Origin of the sequence: Phyllobacterium sp. SB3, assembly GCF_040009165.1 — a bacterium.
Lineage (GTDB): Bacteria > Pseudomonadota > Alphaproteobacteria > Rhizobiales > Rhizobiaceae > Phyllobacterium.
The window spans coordinates 199,722-216,567 of the sequence record NZ_JBDYKI010000001.1 but is presented as its reverse complement, the minus strand read 5'-3'; the positions used below and the strand labels follow the sequence as shown (position 1 = coordinate 216,567).

Genomic DNA, 16,846 nt, shown 5'->3' with positions numbered 1-16,846 from the left:
TCAAGGAACCCAGAAATAGCGGACGATGTGAAAGAAGACCGGGGCGGCAAAAATCAGGCTGTCCGCCCGGTCGAGCATGCCGCCATGACCCTCGATCATATGTCCCCAATCTTTGACGCCGCGATCCCGCTTGATTGCCGAGGCAACGAGCCCGCCAAAGAACCCCATGATACAGGCAAGGCCTGCCATAAGACCGGCTTGGACGAAGGTGAATGGTGTGAGCCATGTCAGTGATGCGCCAAGCAATGATGCGCTGATAATGCCGCCAATCAGGCCTTCCCAAGTCTTGGAGGGGGAGATTTTAGGGGCGACTTTGCGCTTGCCGAACAGCTTGCCAAAGACATATTGCAACACGTCGCTGCCCTGAACGGTGACGATCAAGAATGCGATCAGAAGCAGTCCTTTGCCTTCGAAGCCCGGGATCGGCAAGGTCAGCAGAGCCGGTACATGACTGATGCAATAGACCGATAGCATGATGCCCCATTGCTGCTCGCTGACGCGCTCAAGAAAGCGTTCTGTATCACCCGAAATCGCTGTCAGGGCAGGCATTGCGAGGAAGCAGTAGACAGGCACGAAGATCGAATAGAGGCCGTACCATTCAATCCACAGCAGGTAATATTGCACGGGAATGATGACCAGAAACATACCGATGAGAATCCGATGATCGCCGCGCCTTGTATGGGTAAGGGTTACGTACTCTCGCAGTGAAGCAAACGAGACGAAGGCGAAGAGGAAAATGACGCCCTTTTTGCCAAAGAGGAAGGCGACAGAAATGCCGCCAATCATGATCCACCATGCCTTGATGCGCGAATTGAGATTTACCAGCGTCGAGGGCAGAACATCTGTCGTACGTCGGCTTTTCCAGGTGAGCATTGTTGCAATGGCACTGGCAAGCGTGAGTACGCCGAGGAGACCAAGAAAAAGCCAGACCGTTTCAGCCATGATTAAGCGCCTTCTGCTGTTCCGGCGAGAGGTCGAGCAATGATTGGCGCGCCCTGTTGAGGAAATCTTTCCGGTCCTCGTCCTGCTCAAGCACGACAGGCGTTCCGAAAACAACGCGGCAGAGGAGCGGGACCGGCAGGAATGCACCTTTTGGCAGGACGCGGGACATGTTCTCGATCCAGCACGGCACGAGTTCGACATCCGGCCGCGCAACGGCCAGATTATAGAGACCTGAGCGGAAGCGGAGCAGGGGCTCATCGGTCATATTGCGGGTGCCTTCGGGAAAGACAATCAGCGAACTTCCCTGCTCAAGAGCGTCAATCATGATCACCATGGGATCGTCCGAACGTTCGATCCAATTACGATCAACGAGAACAGTGTTCAGCAGGTCTTTTGCCAGAATGTGCCGCAGCTTGTTGCGTTTCCAGTAATCGGCACCGGCAACAGCACGCGTACGCTCACGCTCGCGCGGCGGCAGGCTGGAGGAAAGCAGAATGAAATCACCATGGCTGCAATGATTGGCAAAGTAGATGCGCTGACGCTCTGACGGCGAGCAGCCCTGCCAGATCGGACGTACGCCGGTGACGCCGCGTGCCAGTCCGGCAAGCAGCATTGCACAGGTTCGTCTCATCATTGTTTTTGCGTTCATGGATGCCCCCACAACCCATAGGTTGTAATAGCAGCGAATAGAACAAGAAAAGCTGCAAAAGCAAGATGCAGCTTCAAGAGAAGACGATTTGTGCCAGCCATTCTTGCATCCAACAAAGGCGTTGCTTGCGGTAGCTTCCGTAAATGCAGGCGTGCGAGCAGTGTGTCGACGGCATGGCAACCTTCCTCTTCGCTTGCATGCGAGGCGATAAGCCTGAAAAGAGCTGCATCGAAAAGCATGTAGACGGCAAAGAACAAAACGATGAGCCCGCTTGCGACCGCCAAGGCGTGACCCCATCCGCGTTCGTCACCAAGTAAAAGAAGCAGCATCAGGAAAAGAGTGAGGATTCCCAGATACAGGCCCTGACGTTGGAGGCGGGAGGCAAATGCAGATGCACGCTCATTCATGCTTGTTGTGCTCGTGAGCAGCGAGAAGCATGTCTTCAGTTAAATGAATCTGTCTGCCTTTTGCTTCGATCTGTCTGATGGCTTCGGCAGTGCTTTTGACGCCGCCATATTGCATGAGCCAAACTGCAATTGCGGCGGCGCTTCGCTGAAAGCCAAGAGCACAGCAAACAAGAACCGGTCCTTTGCTGCGTGCCAGTTCTATGGCGTCGGCTGCCCTGAGAAGCTCAACGGACTGCGGCGAGACGAGATCAAGCAGTGGGAATGCATGCCAGCTAATGTCCATACGCTTGGGTTTGGCCAGCTCGGCGGTCAGATCAACAATACTTGCGAATTTCGACTGCTCTGCAGAGCGCGGCAGCCGACCAAGGTGCACATCTTTGCGAATGGCAACTGAAGCGGGGAGGTCGCGTGTCCAGATTCGACTGTTGATGAGCGCACCAAGGCGATAAGGCGCGAGCAGCCATTTACTGGCAAAGGAAATCGTGCCGTCAGAATTTTTCTGAAACACTGCGGGTCCGCCACCGAAGTAGCCAAGCGATACGAGCGCAAGGGCCAAAGCCGGCCAAAGGAAAAACAGGAATGCTGCTGACAACCCGGTTCCGAAGATTGCGGCAAGCAGGAAGATCAAGCCACCTGACGCATAGTAGGTGCCGATACGCCGGGCTTTCGGGTTGTTTGTCATCTGAAATGCAGCCAGCGGCGAGGTGGTTTGAGACGGGAACAGCCATAGAGCGAACAAACCCAGAAGCAGTCCTGTCGGAATGTCGATAAAATGGTGCTGATATGTAGTGAGAACCGATATCCCGATCAGCGCGCACCAGACATGCCAGATCAAACGAAGCGCGCCGGACAGGCGGACACGCCAATGCGACCAGATAATCGTCAAGAGCGCGATGTGCAGTGACGGCGCCTGATTGAACGGCTTGTCAAAGCCCCCAAGCATGTCGAAGAGAAAACCCGCGGCGCCGGTCGTGGGAGGTTTCTGGAAGATCGCTGTCAGCGGAAACGCGACGAAGCAGATGACAGCGATAATCTGTGCGGTGAGATAACGCTTGGCCAGCCGGTCGACCCCAACCTCCGTATTGTTGAAAAACAATGAGAGACCGTAGAACAGGTTGATCGACCAATAGGGGAAAATGGTCCAGGCAAGGAAGGGAATGGCATGTTCCCACGCGAAGGTGATGTTGGGGACATTTGCACGCTGGGAGGCGAGCCAATTGGTCGTCCCATAGCTGATGTAAAACAGCGGGGCGAGACAAAGCAGCCAGATCAGGGCACGCTTCGCCACAGCTTGATTGAAACGCCAATCTCCAATGGGGGCGATTGTGTTTTCGGTCATGTGCGCTCGGCAATGGAAACAGTAAATATGCCCCATTCGTCGATAAGCTGGTCAATCTTACGGAAACCTGCTGCCGCAACGAGTTGATCCATTTCCGCCTGTGTGCGCCGTCGCATGACCCAGGCTTCTCCGCCCCGGTGCGAGGTCAGCGCTCGCGCAATCATTTCAAGCTGGGGGTGCCATGGCTGGTTCGTGTAGATCAGAAGGCTGCCGGACTCCATGGATTTGGCAAGGCCTGCCAACGACCGTTTGATCAGCGCATTGTCGGGGAAAAGTTCATAGAGGCCGGAGACAATGGCAAGGTCAGGTGCGGGCTCAGTGACAGCGAGCTTGTCGCCATCGAAAGCGTCTGCCTGATGGAAACTTGCCGTTTCCTCAAGACCCCGCTCAGCGATGGATTTTCGACCTGCATCGACATTGATCGGCGAATAATCCTGCAACCGGACGCTTGACGGTTTAACAGCCGACTTGGCGATTGCATCGAGCACATAACGTCCATGGCCGGCTGCAATATCAAGAATGTTCGTGGTCCGGCCATCCTTCTGCAATCTTGAGAGAGCAAAGCCGATAAGTTCCTGCAGATGCAACTTGCGTTGACGAATACCGCGCCAACCAATGGCTTGCAGAAATTGCTTGTCGATAAGCTTGCCACCCGGCCCCATGCCGCGTGGTTCGTTCTCATAAACGTAGTCGAGCGTAGAACCGGAATCGAACCCGGTTTCGACGCCTGTTTTCAGTCCTTTGGAGAATAGAGCACTGAAACGGATCGAGGCGCGGTAGAGAGCCCAATATAGTCCTTTCAAGGAAAGCAGGTCATGCGGCGATGAAAGCCTGTCCTGTTCGTCGCGGGTAAAACCGGTCTGGTGGGCGTTTGTTAAATCGAGCTTATCCGGCTTTGCTTCGAACTGCTCCAGAATAAACCGCCGCGCATGGGCAACAGCGATTGCCCGATCCTTCTCGCCAAGTGTGTCGTGATAGAAACCTTTCAGGACATGACGCTCTTTCAGCGGATGCGCAAGATTTTCATAGAACCGATGTTGCGGCTCATGCCTGACTACCCAATCGCTGCCCGAGATGAGCAATTGCGTCGGCACAGTGATTGCACGGGCGTCGTCCACTACGCGCTCGGCATTTGTGTAGAGATCAAGCAGGATATTTGATGCGATGGCCCGGGTGATCAGCGGATCATTTTCGAACGAAGCAATGCGCGCTGGATCGTGGGTCAGAAATTTTGCTTTGACGTACGAGTTTACAAAGAACTGGCCTTTCAGTTTCTGCCAGAGCCAGATGCCCTCGCGTGCGAACGGTACGTAAAGCTTGACGCTGAAGGCTGGTGAGGCGAGCACAAGCGCGCGGATCGGCGGCGCATAATCATGAACCCACGTTGCTGCAAGCACGGCACCAACCGACTGTGCAACGACGGCGATGTCTTCGACTGGAAAATTGCCGATTTCGCTGATGTGCTTTATGAAACTGTCGAGATCGCGAACCGAGGCCGCAAAGGATGGTGAATATCCGCGTTCGCCGGGCGAGCGGCCATGGCCTCGCGCATCCCACGCATAAAATGCAAAATCGCCAAGTCCAAGTTCCTCAACCAGATGAGCGACACGCCCGCCATGCTCATGACCGCGGTGCAGCAGGATGATAGCGCCCTTGGGCTTGCCGGATTTTGAGGGCCATTTGCGATAGAATAGCTCAGTTCCGTCATGGGTGCGGAAGGTGGCTTCTTCTGCTGCATCTGCGGGATTTTGGGATGGTACAACGGACATGACTTGCTCCAGCAGAGATGACTTCAGGAATTGGCGCGGCGAAGACCGGCACGGATACGATTAAGCACAGTAAGGACTGAAAGCAGCGCCATCACGGGAAATACCCAGCCGAACCATGATGGCAGTATCAGGCCGCTGCCGATAAGGGCGGCGATGATACCAAGAGCCAATGCGCGATCGCTCTTTCCAAACGGTCCGTCATAGCCGCGACCACCGCCAGTCATGACGCCAAGTACACCCGCATATTCTGCGATGATCGCCGCGACTGTGAATGCCACCACGCCGGGCATCGCAAACGGGTGAACAAGGGCAAATGGCAGGATAAGCGCTACATCGGAAATAATATCGCCGATCTCATTCAGATAAGCGCCAAGCTTGGATGCCTGACCAAATTCACGCGCCATCATTCCGTCAACGGCGTTGAGCGCCATCCGCACGAAAAGCACAACCGGAAGTAGCCAAAACAGCAGCGTAGCTTCGGGGAAGAGGGCAATCAAAACGCCGGTGATAACAGATATGAGAGTGGCGGTTACGGTAACCTGATTTGCCGTCGCGCCGATGGCTACAAGGTGTCTGACAAGGGGGCGAAGTAGATTCTGGAAAGCCGGTTTGACTGAATAAAGTGTCGGCATGTAATCACCCCCATTGATTGCGCATATTCCCCTTATTCAACTGCTTGTAGCAGGGAAACCACCTCTGACCATTTTTCATGCATAAGATAATTGTTTCGAAGATGAAATAACCTCGCTTGAGCGTATGCAACAATATTTTCTTAAGGGAGTTTAATCAGGATGGCTGCCACAGGGAATCGGCAGAGATAAATAGAAAATACAATGGCTTCAGTACGATCAGAGCGAGACTTTCAAAGTATTGTGCGCAGGCTTGAGCTTGCACTCGACGCATCGCAAATAGGCGTGTGGGAGCACAATATCGATACCGATGAGGTGCTCTGGGACCTTCAGATGCATCGGCTTTATGCAACCGGAGAGATAGAAAGACTTGTGACCCCTCATCGCTGGCTCGGGAGCATACATCCTGAAGACAAGCAAAGAGCAGCAGACGATTTCACACGGGCAATTGCAGGCAAAGGTGACTACTCTTCGCAGTACCGCATCATACGACCCAACGGAGATATCAGGCATTTCAGGACGAGGGCGCATCGTTATGAGGACGCTGCCGGAGTAACATATATCGGTGCCGAATGGGATGTTACGGCCGATGTCCTGTTGCAACAGGAATTGTCGGATCAGAAGACGATTGCAGAAGCACGAGCAATCGAGCTGGAATCGAGCACAGCCCAAATCGCGCATGCCGCCGAACATGATTATTTGACGGGATTGCCGAACAGGCGGTTCTTTGAAAAGTCATTCAGCGAGATTGCCGGCAGCACCAAGGAACGACTGGCAATCCTTCATGTCGACCTGGATTATTTCAAACAGGTAAATGATGTTGCGGGGCACGCTGCGGGGGATGCCGTGTTGAAGTCTGCGGCTCTCGTAATCGCCTCTGTTGTTCCGCAGAACGGTTTTGTGGCGCGAATGGGCGGTGACGAGTTCGTTGTAGTCCTTCCGGACTTCGGATCGCTTGCCGAACTGGATATGGTGGCACAGCACATCGTCCGCCTGCTTCGTCAGGGGATTACCTATGGCGAGACACTTCTGCAGATGAGCGCTTCAATTGGTGTGGCGTGGGTGGATGACGGCAATCCTGCGAACCTGCTGGCAGAATCAGACCTGGCGCTTTACCGGGCCAAGAGGCTGGGGCGCAACCGTGTCGAGTTTTTTGCTCCTGATCTGAAGATCGAACTTGTACGCGACAGGCGGATTGCGGATCACGTGAAACTCGGTCTCGATAGGGGGCAGTTCATTGCTTTTTATCAGATACAGGTCGATGCCCGATCACAACGCATCGTCGGGATGGAGGCACTTGCCCGTTGGCAGCATCCGGAACGCGGGCTGCTGGCACCGGATAGCTTCATCAATATAATGTCGTCTCTCGGATTGATGGCTGAGCTGGACGCGGCAATCTTGCGGGTCGTCTTAAAGGACCGGGAAAAATGGGACCGGCTGGGCCTTAAAATTCCCCGAATAGCTGTAAATACATCGGCGTCACGCTTGTCCGACCCGTCATTGCCGGAGCAATTGCGAGCGCTTAAAGTAGCTCCGAATATCCTGTCATTTGAACTACTCGAAACAGTGTTTCTCGATGAGATCGAGGATGGTGTTCTTGGTAATATCGTGGCGCTTGAACAGATGGGAATCGAAGTCGAGGTAGACGATTTCGGATCGGGCCACGCTTCGATCATAGGCCTGTTGAAGATCAAGCCGAAACGGCTGAAAATCGACAGGCGCCTTGTCGCGCCTATCACAACTTCGCGCGAGCAGCGTATTCTTATCAGGTCGATCGTTGATATTGGCAAGGCGTTGGGCATAGACGTCATTGCCGAGGGCGTTGAGACCCCGGAACATGCGAAGCTATTGCGCCGGTTGGGATGCGACACGCTTCAAGGTCACACCATCTCCTATCCCGTTCCTGCGGAGGATATCGCAAACCTGCTTCTCGATGATCAGCGTATTCTGGTCTAATCGACCATAAAGCTTAGTGCTGGGTTCCCGTTTCCTTGACTGTTTCAAGTGGGCTTTGCGAAGGTTTGAAGGTAAAAGGTTTCTGGAAATGGCCCCGCACTGAAAGATGACCAAGTTCCCGATTGGCTGCCATCGCCGCCAGCTCATCTTCATCGCGGACACCGCTATCGAAAAGAGCCATTACCGTTCGCGCAAGATCGTTGCAGCGGGGATGTGTCTTGGGGCAACGATCAAGCATCTGTGAAGCCCTTTCGTGGGCTCGCTGCATGATCCCCCAATCGCTCGTTGCAAATATACGCCTGTCCCGGTCTAACAATGCCATCACACGCCTCCATTGTTGGCGCGAGCATATTTTTTGGACGTGGGTTCGTCCTGATGCTCGGCAATTAAGCAAAAGCTAAGCGCATTTTTATCCTGCCCGCAAATCGCATTTTATTTGCTTTGTGTGTGCAGCACTTACCGCATTGCAAAATTTTCGAGCGAGCAGAAAATTTGGCGCCAGCAGTTTATTGGCTCAAATTGTGGCTTTCTCAAGCAGGCGCATCAGGCCGGTTTCCGGCCCGGTAAGCCCCTTGCGGTGGGGCGCACGCAGTAGGGAACGATCCAGTTCGCCGGCAAAGAAACTATCTGTTACAACAGGGTGGACATAGCTCGAACGGGTTACGGCGGGCGTATTACGCAGGAAATTGCTGACATCGCGCATCGCCGCTACAATAGCCCTTTTTTTCTGAGCGTCCGTTTCTGCATTCACCTCTGCAAGAAAAGCCAGGGCTCGCGCCGAACCATGGAAAGTCCGAAAATCCTTGGCACTGACTTTCGAGCCGGAAACTTCACGAAGATAATCATTGAGTTCCTGAGCATGAAGGCTGCGCCAACGTCTCTTGTCCTTGTACTGAAACAAGCGCCCACGCCGCTTAAGCGCCTTCAACCGCGTGACAGCAGAGCGATCGGTGATGGAAATCTCATTCTTTTTCTTGGATTTCCCGGCAAAGACAAAGTTCGCAACATTGCCGTTGATCTTGAGATCGCTGCTCTTGAGAGTTGCGATACCTCTGCCGCCATCTTTTGCATATTGCTCGTGACCTGCGCGAAAAGCTTTTTTGTCGATGAGCTTCACGGCAAGTGCAGCAAGTGGTTTGCTCGACGTGGGAGGTCGCTGAATGTCGCGTGCGATCCGTTTACGAATGCGTGGCAAGGCTTTGCCAAATGCCAGCAGGCGATGGGTCTTCATGCTGTTGCGCACAGCTTCCCAATTGGGATGGTAGATATATTGGCGGCGCCCGAGGTCGTCGTACCCGACAGCCTGAATGTGTCCACAATCGTCATCGCTGCACAACACGCTGGTCCACGCGGGAGGAATGACCAAGGCGGCGATGCGCTCAATATTTTTCTTGGCAGCGGGGCGGCCGTCGACGCGGATATAACGCACGCCGGTTTTTGTCGTTTCGCGTTTGAGTGTAAAGCTTTCCGGATCGACCAGCTTCAATCCAAGTTTTTTAGCGTAATGGGCATGGTCAAGTTGCATAGGTTACTCCTCATCGCGAACTAGAACGCCCCCAAGCGGATGCTGTTCCGCCGAGTTTGAAAAACCGCGGCGGGAACAAAACGCTGAACAAGATCGTTGCGTGAATCGTATGGGAAAGGTTTGTGCTTATGGCCCCTCGTTCATTCTGGAAAGGCTATCTGAAGCTGTCGCTGGTGACGTGCCCCGTTGCGATGGCCCCAGCAACGACGGATAATGAAAAAGTCAAATTTCATACCCTGAACCGCAAGACCGGCAACCGGGTTGTCAGCCAGTATGTAGATTCCGTCAGCGGCAAGGCCGTGGATGAGGATGATGAGGTCAAAGGGTATCAGCGCGGCGAAGACGAATACGTCATGCTCGAGGAAGACGAGATCGACGCGGTGGGGCTGGAAAGTACACGCACAATCGACATCGAAATGTTCGTACCCGCCGATAGCATCGATTGGATATGGTACGATAAACCTCACTATCTGACGCCGGATGATCCTGTTGGCGAAGAAGCATTCTCGGTGATCCGGGATGCCATGGAGGCAACAGGACGTGTGGGTATTTCAAGGCTTGTCATGTATCGGCGCGAACGTGCCGTGATGTTGGAGCCACGTGGCAAGGGTATCATTCTTTGGACGTTGCGGTACGGCGACGAGGTGCGCAATCGCGAGGACTATTTTGGCGATGTCAAAGATGTCAAACCTGACAGCAAGATGATGGCGTTGGTCAAAACGCTGATTGATGAGCGAACCAAACCCTGGGATTCAAAAATGGTCGACGATCCTGTACAGGATCGTCTGCTGGAAATCATTGCTGCCAAGAAAAAGGGCAAGAAGCGTCCGGCAAAACCCAAGGTCGATGCGGAAGCTCCAAGCAATGTCATCAACATCATGGATGCTCTCCGCAAAAGTATCGCCAGCGAAGCCAAGAAAAAGCGTTAGCTTTTCTTCGCCCGTGTCGTCTTTGCCTTCTCGATGGGGGCTGCTGCTTCCTTGCGAAAGTCAGTCCAAGGATCACGCTTGATTGAAGCCATGCGGGTAGGTGCATTGAGCACGGTGAAATAGGCAGGCCCAATACCCGGCGTCAGTTCATCCCATTCCAGCGGCATGGATACGGCTGCTCCGGGCCTCGCGCGTGTTGAATAGGGCGCAACAGCGGTCATTCCGCGCTGGTTGCGCAGGTAGTCGATCAGGATTTTGCCTTTGCGTTTGGATTTGGTGATGGTCGAGACGTACTTGTCCGGGCTGTCCGCGGCCATGCTGTCGGCGATGGCTTTGGTAAAGGCTTTTACGTCAGGCCAGGCCGCTTTCGGCTTGATGGGAGAAACCACGTGCAAGCCCTTGCCGCCGGATGTCTTTACGAACGCGGCAAGGCCCGCCTGCTGCAACCTGTCCCGCGTTTCATGTGCACCCTTGATGACGGTCTCCCAGTCGACGCCATCGCCGGGGTCGAGATCCATAATGATCATGTCCGGGCGCTCCCAATCTACAATTGTTGAGCCCCATGGATGAATTTCGAGAACAGCGGATTGGACCAGGCCGATGAGCCCGTCGAGGTCATTGATGCTGATAAATGGCTCGCCATCTTTGTCTGTCGGGTCCTTGACCAGTGATATATTCGGGTTCAACCCTTTCCACGCGTGCTTCTGAAAAAATGCCTGTCCGTTGATACCCTCTGGACCTCGAAGCAACGCCAATGGTCGCTTGACGACGAACGGCTCGATATACTTCCACACATCGGTGTAGTAATCGGCGAGACCTTGCTTGGTCACGCCTTCCTCTGGCCAGTAAATGCGATCCGGATGGGTCAGTTTCACGGTGTGCCTCGCAGGTTGAGATTTTGACGTCGCCGTCGACTTCGGTATCTCCCGCACAACATCAGTGGGGTTTTTGTCTTCACGCAAACCACGGAAGGCGGCGTGACGCAGATTTCCGTCACCGGTCCACGCGCGAAACTCCACCTCAGCAACAAGCTGCGGCTTTGTATAGCGGACCTGCCTTGCGGCATCAGCGCTCAAGCGCTCTGCAAAAGAGCTTTCTGAGGCGCGTATCCGCTCAAGCCGCTTGAACAAATCTTCGGCCATTGCGGCGCTATAGCCCGTGCCGACACGACCGACATGCTCCAGCTTTTTGCCGTTGTACACGCCCATGACCAGTGAGCCGATGGCGCGACGGGAGGTGGACGAAGGCACATAGCCGGCAATGACAAACTCCTGCCGCAAGGAACATTTCGCTTTGACCCAGCTTTTGCTGCGACCCGAACGATAAGGCGCGTCGCTTAACTTTGAGACGATTCCTTCAAGGCTGAGACGACATGCATGATTGAGTACGGTTTCACCATTTTCGTTGAAATGACTGCTGTAACGAATAGGGTCTCCCGCATCGTTGACCAGCTGTTCCAGCAATGATTTGCGCTCGATAAGAGGAAGCGCGCGCAAATCATAGCCATCAAGATAAAGCAGATCGAACACGTAAAAAATGAAGCGATCGGTCCGGCCCTCGCTCAGGTCATTTTGCAGAGAAGAAAAGTCGGACGCTCCCGCAGATGTCTCAACCACCAGTTCGCCGTCAATCAATGCCTTGCCGACCGGGAGTTCCTGAAATGCGCTGACGATTTCTTTGCCAAACTTCTTCGTCCAATCGAGGCCAGTACGGGTAAGCAGCTTGACACGCCCGGCTTCTATGCGCGCCTGAAGGCGGTAACCGTCGTATTTTATTTCATGAATCCAGCGTTCTCCCTCCGGCGGCTTTGCCGCAAGTGTTGCCAGTACCGGCTCGACGAAGGCCGGGAGTATGGTTTTTTTTACACCTTTAATGCCTGAGGGATCGGGAACATTCGGTTCGATAAGCTCTATCTTTTCCGGTTTTACAGCTTTGGCTTTCGTTGTCTTTTTCTTGTCGATTCTCCCGGTCTTGGATGACCAGCCGGGCTCTTCTCCTGCCACCGCCGAGAGATTTCGTCCCGTCTTCACGGAATCCGGCATTTCCTTCAGGATGTCAGGGTCTTTTGAAGTGCGTGCCAGATCGTCATCGCCCTTGATGAGCAACCAGTTCTCCCGTTTCTCACGCGGTTTTCCATGCATGCGCACAAGGTGCCAGCGGCCGCCGAGTTTTTCGCCATGCAATTCAAATTCCATATGGCCTTTGGCATAGCCCCGCTCCGGGTCGTGCACAGGCTCCCACGTGCCGCGATCCCAGACGATAACAGTGCCACCGCCATATTCGCCTTTTGGAATCGTACCTTCGAAATCGCCGTATTCAAGCGGATGGTCTTCGACGTGTACCGCGAGGCGCTTTTCTGTCGGAACGAGACTCGGGCCGCGTGTTACCGCCCAGCTTTTCAGAACGCCATCCATCTCCAGACGAAAGTCATAGTGCAACCGCGTCGCATCGTGCTTCTGTATGACAAAGCTGTTTCCTGTTTTTCTGGATTTGCGGCCTTTGGGCTCGGATGTTGTCTTGAAGTCGCGTTTCTTGCGGTATGTTTCAAGCGCAACCATGGATCAGCTCGCTTTCCGTCGTGCCGGTTCTGCCTTGGTTTTTTTGGCAGTCTCCGGCTTCTTGCCGCCCAGAGCTTTGGCACTTTCGCGCAAGGCTTCCATAAGATCGACTACCTTGTCGGACTTGACTGATTTTCTGACCGGAATCTTCTTGCCCTCAAGTTTGGCTTTTACCAATTCTGCAAGGGCGGCCTCGTAGCGGTCCTCGTATTTTGATGGGTCGAAGGAGCCCTTCTTGGTCTCGATAATATGCTTGGCGAGATCGAGCATTTCGCCCTTGATCTTCATTTCCGGAACATCGCTGAAAGCGTCTTTGGCGGATTTGACCTCATAATCGAAATTAAGGGTCGTCGCGACCAACCCTTGGTCCTCAGCCCGAATGAGGAGTGTCCGGGCACGCCGGAAAATTACGGTCTGGGCGAGGGCTACGACCTTTTTTGCTTTCAGGCCTTCGCGGATGAGAGCGAATGCCTCTTCGCCATTCTTGTCGCTTGGAGCGAGATAATAAGGTTTGTCGAAATAGACATCATCCAGATCACCGACTCCAACAAAGGCTTCGACAGAAAGTGTCTTGTCGCTTTCCGGAATGGCGGCGGCAACCTCTTCAGGTTCAAGCACAATGTAGTCGCTATCGCCGACTTCGTAGCCTTTGACCTGATCCTCGCGCTCGACAGGTTTGCCGTTGTCGCTGTCAATAAACTGACGGTGGACGCGATTGCCGGTTACGCGATTAAGTGTGTGGAAGGCGATACGATCAGACGTTGAAGCCGCCGTGTAGAGTGCGACCGGGCACGTCAGCTCGCCAACTTTCAAATAGCCTTTCCAGTTTGCTCTCGGTGCCAAAAACTCGACTCCTTACACGCCATTGGGAAGAATGCCGGTAAAGGGGTTTTGTTCCAAGCCCCCTATTATTCAGGTAGTCTGGTGGAAATAATGACGGTGCGTGCGCCGACATGAAGGGCTCGGCCGGCACCCCAACCGAAGAAGGCCGTGGCCAGTCCGAGCAAAACAAAGAGCACTGATGTCGCACTATAGCTATCGGTGAGATTATGAATAAGGCCGACCAGCAAGGGGCCGATTGCGCCAAGCATATAACCGATGCATTGGGCCATGCCGGACAAGTGCGAGGCAATATGTGAGTCCGGCGAACGCAGGACGATAATAGTCATTGCAAGGGCGATCAGCCCACCTTGCCCTATGCCCTGAATGATTGCCCATAACCACACCCCCGTTAGCGGCGCAAAAAGCATTCCCAGCAGACCAACTATGGCAAAGGCGACGAGCGTGACCCCTACCAGACGCTGATCCTTGCAGCGCACGGCGATTGAAGGAATGCCGAGACAGGTCACAACCTGCGCCATCACTGAAACAGAAACGACCAGCCCTGCTGTAACGCCATCAAGCCCGCGATCACGCAAGATGGGTGAAAGCCAGCCAAACACGCAATAGGCCAGGGATGATTGGAAGCCCATGAAGAAGGTCACCTGCCAAGCCAGACGATCCCGCCAGAGTCCTTCGACACGAAAGCCAGCATGCTTGACTCTAACCTTGCGGAAAAAGGCGTGCGGGAACCAGATTAAGGCGACAACCAGCGCCGGAATTGCCCAAGCGCCAAGTGCCAGTGACCATGAACCGCCAAACGCATGCTGGAGAGGCGTAGTGAAACCAGCCGCGCTAGCCGCTCCGGCACACAATGCCATTGTGTAAAGCCCTGTCATCATTCCGGTACGACTGGCAAAGTCACGCTTGACCAAGCCTGGGAGCAGTACATTGCCGACCGCTATGCAGGCACCTGCAAGTGCCGTCCCAAAGAAAAGCAGCGGCAGGGAGGAAAATCCCCGCAAGGCTGTACCCAAGGCGAGCAGCAGCAGAACACCGAGCAATGTGCGTTCGGCCCCGATACGCTGGGCCAGCTTTGGCGCAACCGGAGCAAATACACCAAGGCAAACAACAGGAAGTGTGGTCAAAACGCCTGCACCGAGCGATGAAAGTCCCGTCTGAGCGATGATTTCCGGCAGGAGAGCCGAGGCGCTTGAAAAGACTGGCCGCAGGTTGAACGCAATCAAAACGAGACTTAACCCGGTCACGATTTCGACAGCACGGCTGCTGAAAACCGGAGCTCTCGGCGTTGGCTTGGAGTCAATCTCCGCATCTATCAACTGTTCAATGGAGGTGCTGCTCTGGCTGGAAGAAATATGCTGGTTCATGATGCAAGGAGCCGATCGAGTTCCAGAAGAATGGGAGCCATGAAAGCGCGCGTGGTGGCTTCCGCCTTTTCGGCATTGCCGGATTCGATGGCGTCGATGATTGCGGCGTGTGCCGCCATGTCAGGTTCCGGGAGTTCGCCCGTGACAGTCGCCTTGATGATTTCTCCGATTGAAATCGAAAAGAAATCATAGACCTCGATGAGTGCGCGATTGCACGAGGCTGCCACGACTGCCTTGTGAAATTTCAAATCCCGTTCGATGTAACGGTCATGTGTGGCGGGGTTGTACTCGCCGCGATCTGCAAGAATATCGCGCAGGTTGATTATGATCTGCGGGGTAAAGCGCGTGGCAGCCAGTCGGGCGGCTTCAACTTCCAATGCACATCGCGTTTCCACCTGATCGCGAAGACCCGTACGGCGAATGCGGAGCAGGCTATCTTCCGAACCCGTGATCGACTGAACGTAAGTGCCGGAGCCTTGGCGCGTATCAAGAAAGCCTTGGGCGACGAGAACGCGCACAGCCTCGCGCACAGTGCCGCGACTGACGCCGAGCATATCTGCCAGCGTCGCCTCGTTCGGTATGCGCTCACCAACCTGCCAGCGTCTCGCTGTGATTTCAGCGCGTATATTGCTGACAGCATTATCCGCGAGATTTGTACGTGTCGCAGGTTGCATTCTAAATCCTCAAGTCATCTGATGACTTGACTAATAAGCTCCCCACTTGAATGCGTCAAGGGGCAAGCCGGAGCGGCTGTTATGAAGTTTTTTGGTTCAGTTCGAAGGCGAAATGAGAAAGGTCGGCTTAGACAGCTTTTACATATTTGATGAATGGCGTTACTTTGGCGATACGGTTGTAGAGCTGGCGCGCAGTATCGTTGTTCTGATTGGTCAGCCAGTACACTGAATGAGCGCCTGCCTTTTTCGCCTCGGCATGAACAGCTTCGATCAATGCCCTGCCGATGCCCTTGCCGCGCACTTCCGGGTCTGCATAGAGGTCTTGCAGATAGCAGACATTCTCGATGCTCCAGTTATGCCGGTGAAACAGGTAGTGCGTGAGCCCGACCGACTTGCCGTCAAGCTCAGCTATCAGGCCGTTATATTCGTGCTCATCGTCGGAATTCAGCCGTGCAAAAGTGGTCTGGTAGACTTCCTCTGGCACCTTGGTTTCATAGAAATCAAGGTATCCGGTCCACAGACGACGCCATTCGGCTTCATCGGACTTTTGCAAAGGGCGAATTTGAACACTCATAATCTATGCATCCCTGTTTTAGTGCTGCCATGTCTGATGCGGAGTTGCCGGACCTGTGGAATAGATGGGAGTGCCTTCAAAATCCTGCTTTCCAAGCGGGACACCGGCTATACGCAAGATCGCGTAGCTGATTGTCAAATGAAAGTAGAAGTTTGGCAGCGCATAGTCCCGAAGAAACGGCAGTCCATGAAAATAACGGGTATTGTCGCGCCATGTCACTTCGATAGGCTTGTTCTCGCTACCATCGACGTTTGCCGGAGATATCGCATCGACATAATCGATGGCATCGCGAAGATAGGCGATGAGGCTTGCAAAGGTATGGTGGGATTCGGCGAAGTCCTGATGATAGCCGCGATTGAACACGGCGAACTGCCGTGCGTCGGGGGCAGGCAATTCCTGTCCCGCAAGCCGCGCTACGCAACCGCGCGCTCCATCTGCCAGAATCTGGACTTGCACCTTCAATGGAAACATATCGGGGGCAAGCTTTGCCTCTGTCATGCGCCGGGCGTCAGTGCCACTCAAATGCGCATGAGCCTCGGCTTTCTTCAGAATTGATATACAATTGGCGAGCAATCGCTGAAACACCGGAACGGATGCCTGATACATTGTTATGGTCATATGATCGAGTCTCCCCCTCAATGCACACGAAACTATCGTGACCTGACGCAGTCAACAACATAGCTACGGA

The 16,846-nt window shown here is 54.1% G+C and carries 16 protein-coding genes; 2 read left to right on the top strand and 14 right to left on the bottom strand.

Annotated elements, in window-relative coordinates:
* The 6 genes from ABKW30_RS01080 to ABKW30_RS01055 are packed head-to-tail and all read right to left on the bottom strand — an operon-like array spanning position 1 to position 5,738.
* Positions 1-942: a phosphatidate cytidylyltransferase gene (locus ABKW30_RS01080; RefSeq protein ID WP_348596181.1), complete on the bottom strand. Its 942-nt coding sequence runs from the start codon at positions 940-942 to the stop codon at positions 1-3.
* A complete protein-coding gene (locus ABKW30_RS01075; RefSeq protein WP_348596180.1) occupies positions 935-1,591 on the bottom strand; it encodes a lysophospholipid acyltransferase family protein in 657 nt (218 codons plus the stop codon). The genes ABKW30_RS01080 and ABKW30_RS01075 overlap by 8 nt, the downstream gene beginning before the upstream one ends.
* Positions 1,588-1,998: a hypothetical protein gene (locus ABKW30_RS01070; protein ID WP_348596178.1), complete on the bottom strand. Its 411-nt coding sequence runs from the start codon at positions 1,996-1,998 to the stop codon at positions 1,588-1,590. The genes ABKW30_RS01075 and ABKW30_RS01070 overlap by 4 nt, the downstream gene beginning before the upstream one ends.
* On the bottom strand, positions 1,991-3,337 hold the full coding sequence (locus tag ABKW30_RS01065) for a phosphatase PAP2/dual specificity phosphatase family protein (RefSeq protein ID WP_348596177.1): 1,347 nt from the start codon (positions 3,335-3,337) through the stop codon (positions 1,991-1,993). The genes ABKW30_RS01070 and ABKW30_RS01065 overlap by 8 nt, the downstream gene beginning before the upstream one ends.
* Positions 3,334-5,106 (bottom strand): alpha/beta fold hydrolase, encoded by a 1,773-nt coding sequence (locus ABKW30_RS01060; protein ID WP_348596176.1) that lies wholly within the window; start codon positions 5,104-5,106, stop codon positions 3,334-3,336. Before ABKW30_RS01060 ends, ABKW30_RS01065 begins: the two co-directional genes overlap by 4 nt.
* A gap of 23 nt (positions 5,107-5,129) precedes the next feature.
* The gene (locus tag ABKW30_RS01055) at positions 5,130-5,738 is read right to left on the bottom strand and encodes a CDP-alcohol phosphatidyltransferase family protein (protein WP_348596175.1); all 609 of its coding nucleotides are present in this window, start codon (positions 5,736-5,738) and stop codon (positions 5,130-5,132) included.
* A 201-nt stretch (positions 5,739-5,939) separates the two neighbouring features.
* On the opposite strand from ABKW30_RS01055, the gene ABKW30_RS01050 reads away from it, so the two are divergent.
* The gene (locus tag ABKW30_RS01050; RefSeq protein ID WP_348596173.1) at positions 5,940-7,691 is read left to right on the top strand and encodes an EAL domain-containing protein; all 1,752 of its coding nucleotides are present in this window, start codon (positions 5,940-5,942) and stop codon (positions 7,689-7,691) included.
* Between the two features lie 13 nt (positions 7,692-7,704).
* Here ABKW30_RS01050 and ABKW30_RS01045 read toward each other — a convergent pair whose 3' ends face one another.
* On the bottom strand, positions 7,705-8,013 hold the full coding sequence (locus tag ABKW30_RS01045) for a hypothetical protein (RefSeq protein WP_348596172.1): 309 nt from the start codon (positions 8,011-8,013) through the stop codon (positions 7,705-7,707).
* A gap of 192 nt (positions 8,014-8,205) precedes the next feature.
* Positions 8,206-9,216, bottom strand: a complete 1,011-nt coding sequence (locus ABKW30_RS01040; RefSeq protein ID WP_348596171.1) for a DNA topoisomerase IB — start codon at positions 9,214-9,216, stop codon at positions 8,206-8,208.
* 128 nt (positions 9,217-9,344) lie between these two features.
* Between ABKW30_RS01040 and ABKW30_RS01035 the strand changes: the two genes are divergently transcribed.
* Positions 9,345-10,145, top strand: a complete 801-nt coding sequence (locus tag ABKW30_RS01035) for a Ku protein (protein WP_348596170.1) — start codon at positions 9,345-9,347, stop codon at positions 10,143-10,145.
* On the opposite strand, the gene ligD is transcribed toward ABKW30_RS01035, so the two are convergent.
* The 6 genes from ligD to ABKW30_RS01005 form a co-directional block, all read right to left on the bottom strand.
* Positions 10,142-12,703 (bottom strand): DNA ligase D, encoded by a 2,562-nt coding sequence (gene ligD, locus ABKW30_RS01030; RefSeq protein ID WP_348596169.1) that lies wholly within the window; start codon positions 12,701-12,703, stop codon positions 10,142-10,144. The genes ABKW30_RS01035 and ligD overlap by 4 nt on opposite strands.
* 3 nt (positions 12,704-12,706) lie before the next feature.
* A complete protein-coding gene (locus tag ABKW30_RS01025; RefSeq protein WP_348596168.1) occupies positions 12,707-13,546 on the bottom strand; it encodes a Ku protein in 840 nt (279 codons plus the stop codon).
* Positions 13,547-13,611: 65 nt separating this feature from the next.
* Complete coding sequence (locus ABKW30_RS01020) at positions 13,612-14,910, bottom strand: MFS transporter (protein WP_348596167.1); 1,299 nt, start codon at positions 14,908-14,910, stop codon at positions 13,612-13,614.
* Entirely contained in the window at positions 14,907-15,584 is a 678-nt protein-coding gene (locus tag ABKW30_RS01015) for an FCD domain-containing protein (protein WP_348596166.1), read from the bottom strand. The genes ABKW30_RS01020 and ABKW30_RS01015 overlap by 4 nt, the downstream gene beginning before the upstream one ends.
* Positions 15,585-15,711: 127 nt before the next feature.
* Positions 15,712-16,161 carry a GNAT family N-acetyltransferase gene (locus ABKW30_RS01010; RefSeq protein ID WP_348597555.1) on the bottom strand — a complete coding sequence of 150 codons (450 nt, stop codon included), beginning with the start codon at positions 16,159-16,161 and terminating at the stop codon, positions 15,712-15,714.
* 15 nt (positions 16,162-16,176) lie between these two features.
* Positions 16,177-16,776, bottom strand: a complete 600-nt coding sequence (locus ABKW30_RS01005; RefSeq protein WP_348596165.1) for a DUF1993 domain-containing protein — start codon at positions 16,774-16,776, stop codon at positions 16,177-16,179.
* Positions 16,777-16,846: the final 70 nt, after the last annotated feature.

What these genes read in the sequence shown, in the direction of transcription:
- ABKW30_RS01015 (WP_348596166.1), bottom strand. Translation starts at nt 15,584, where the DNA reads ATGCAACCTGCGACACGTACAAATCTCGCGGATAATGCTGTCAGCAAT.
- ABKW30_RS01070 (WP_348596178.1), bottom strand. Translation starts at nt 1,998, where the DNA reads ATGAATGAGCGTGCATCTGCATTTGCCTCCCGCCTCCAACGTCAGGGC.
- ABKW30_RS01005 (WP_348596165.1), bottom strand. Translation starts at nt 16,776, where the DNA reads ATGACCATAACAATGTATCAGGCATCCGTTCCGGTGTTTCAGCGATTG.
- ABKW30_RS01020 (WP_348596167.1), bottom strand. Translation starts at nt 14,910, where the DNA reads ATGAACCAGCATATTTCTTCCAGCCAGAGCAGCACCTCCATTGAACAG.
- ABKW30_RS01060 (WP_348596176.1), bottom strand. Translation starts at nt 5,106, where the DNA reads ATGTCCGTTGTACCATCCCAAAATCCCGCAGATGCAGCAGAAGAAGCC.
- ABKW30_RS01045 (WP_348596172.1), bottom strand. Translation starts at nt 8,013, where the DNA reads ATGGCATTGTTAGACCGGGACAGGCGTATATTTGCAACGAGCGATTGG.
- ABKW30_RS01080 (WP_348596181.1), bottom strand. Translation starts at nt 942, where the DNA reads ATGGCTGAAACGGTCTGGCTTTTTCTTGGTCTCCTCGGCGTACTCACG.
- ABKW30_RS01040 (WP_348596171.1), bottom strand. Translation starts at nt 9,216, where the DNA reads ATGCAACTTGACCATGCCCATTACGCTAAAAAACTTGGATTGAAGCTG.
- ABKW30_RS01050 (WP_348596173.1), top strand. Translation starts at nt 5,940, where the DNA reads ATGGCTTCAGTACGATCAGAGCGAGACTTTCAAAGTATTGTGCGCAGG.
- ABKW30_RS01075 (WP_348596180.1), bottom strand. Translation starts at nt 1,591, where the DNA reads ATGAACGCAAAAACAATGATGAGACGAACCTGTGCAATGCTGCTTGCC.
- ABKW30_RS01055 (WP_348596175.1), bottom strand. Translation starts at nt 5,738, where the DNA reads ATGCCGACACTTTATTCAGTCAAACCGGCTTTCCAGAATCTACTTCGC.
- ligD (WP_348596169.1), bottom strand. Translation starts at nt 12,703, where the DNA reads ATGGTTGCGCTTGAAACATACCGCAAGAAACGCGACTTCAAGACAACA.
- ABKW30_RS01035 (WP_348596170.1), top strand. Translation starts at nt 9,345, where the DNA reads ATGGCCCCTCGTTCATTCTGGAAAGGCTATCTGAAGCTGTCGCTGGTG.
- ABKW30_RS01065 (WP_348596177.1), bottom strand. Translation starts at nt 3,337, where the DNA reads ATGACCGAAAACACAATCGCCCCCATTGGAGATTGGCGTTTCAATCAA.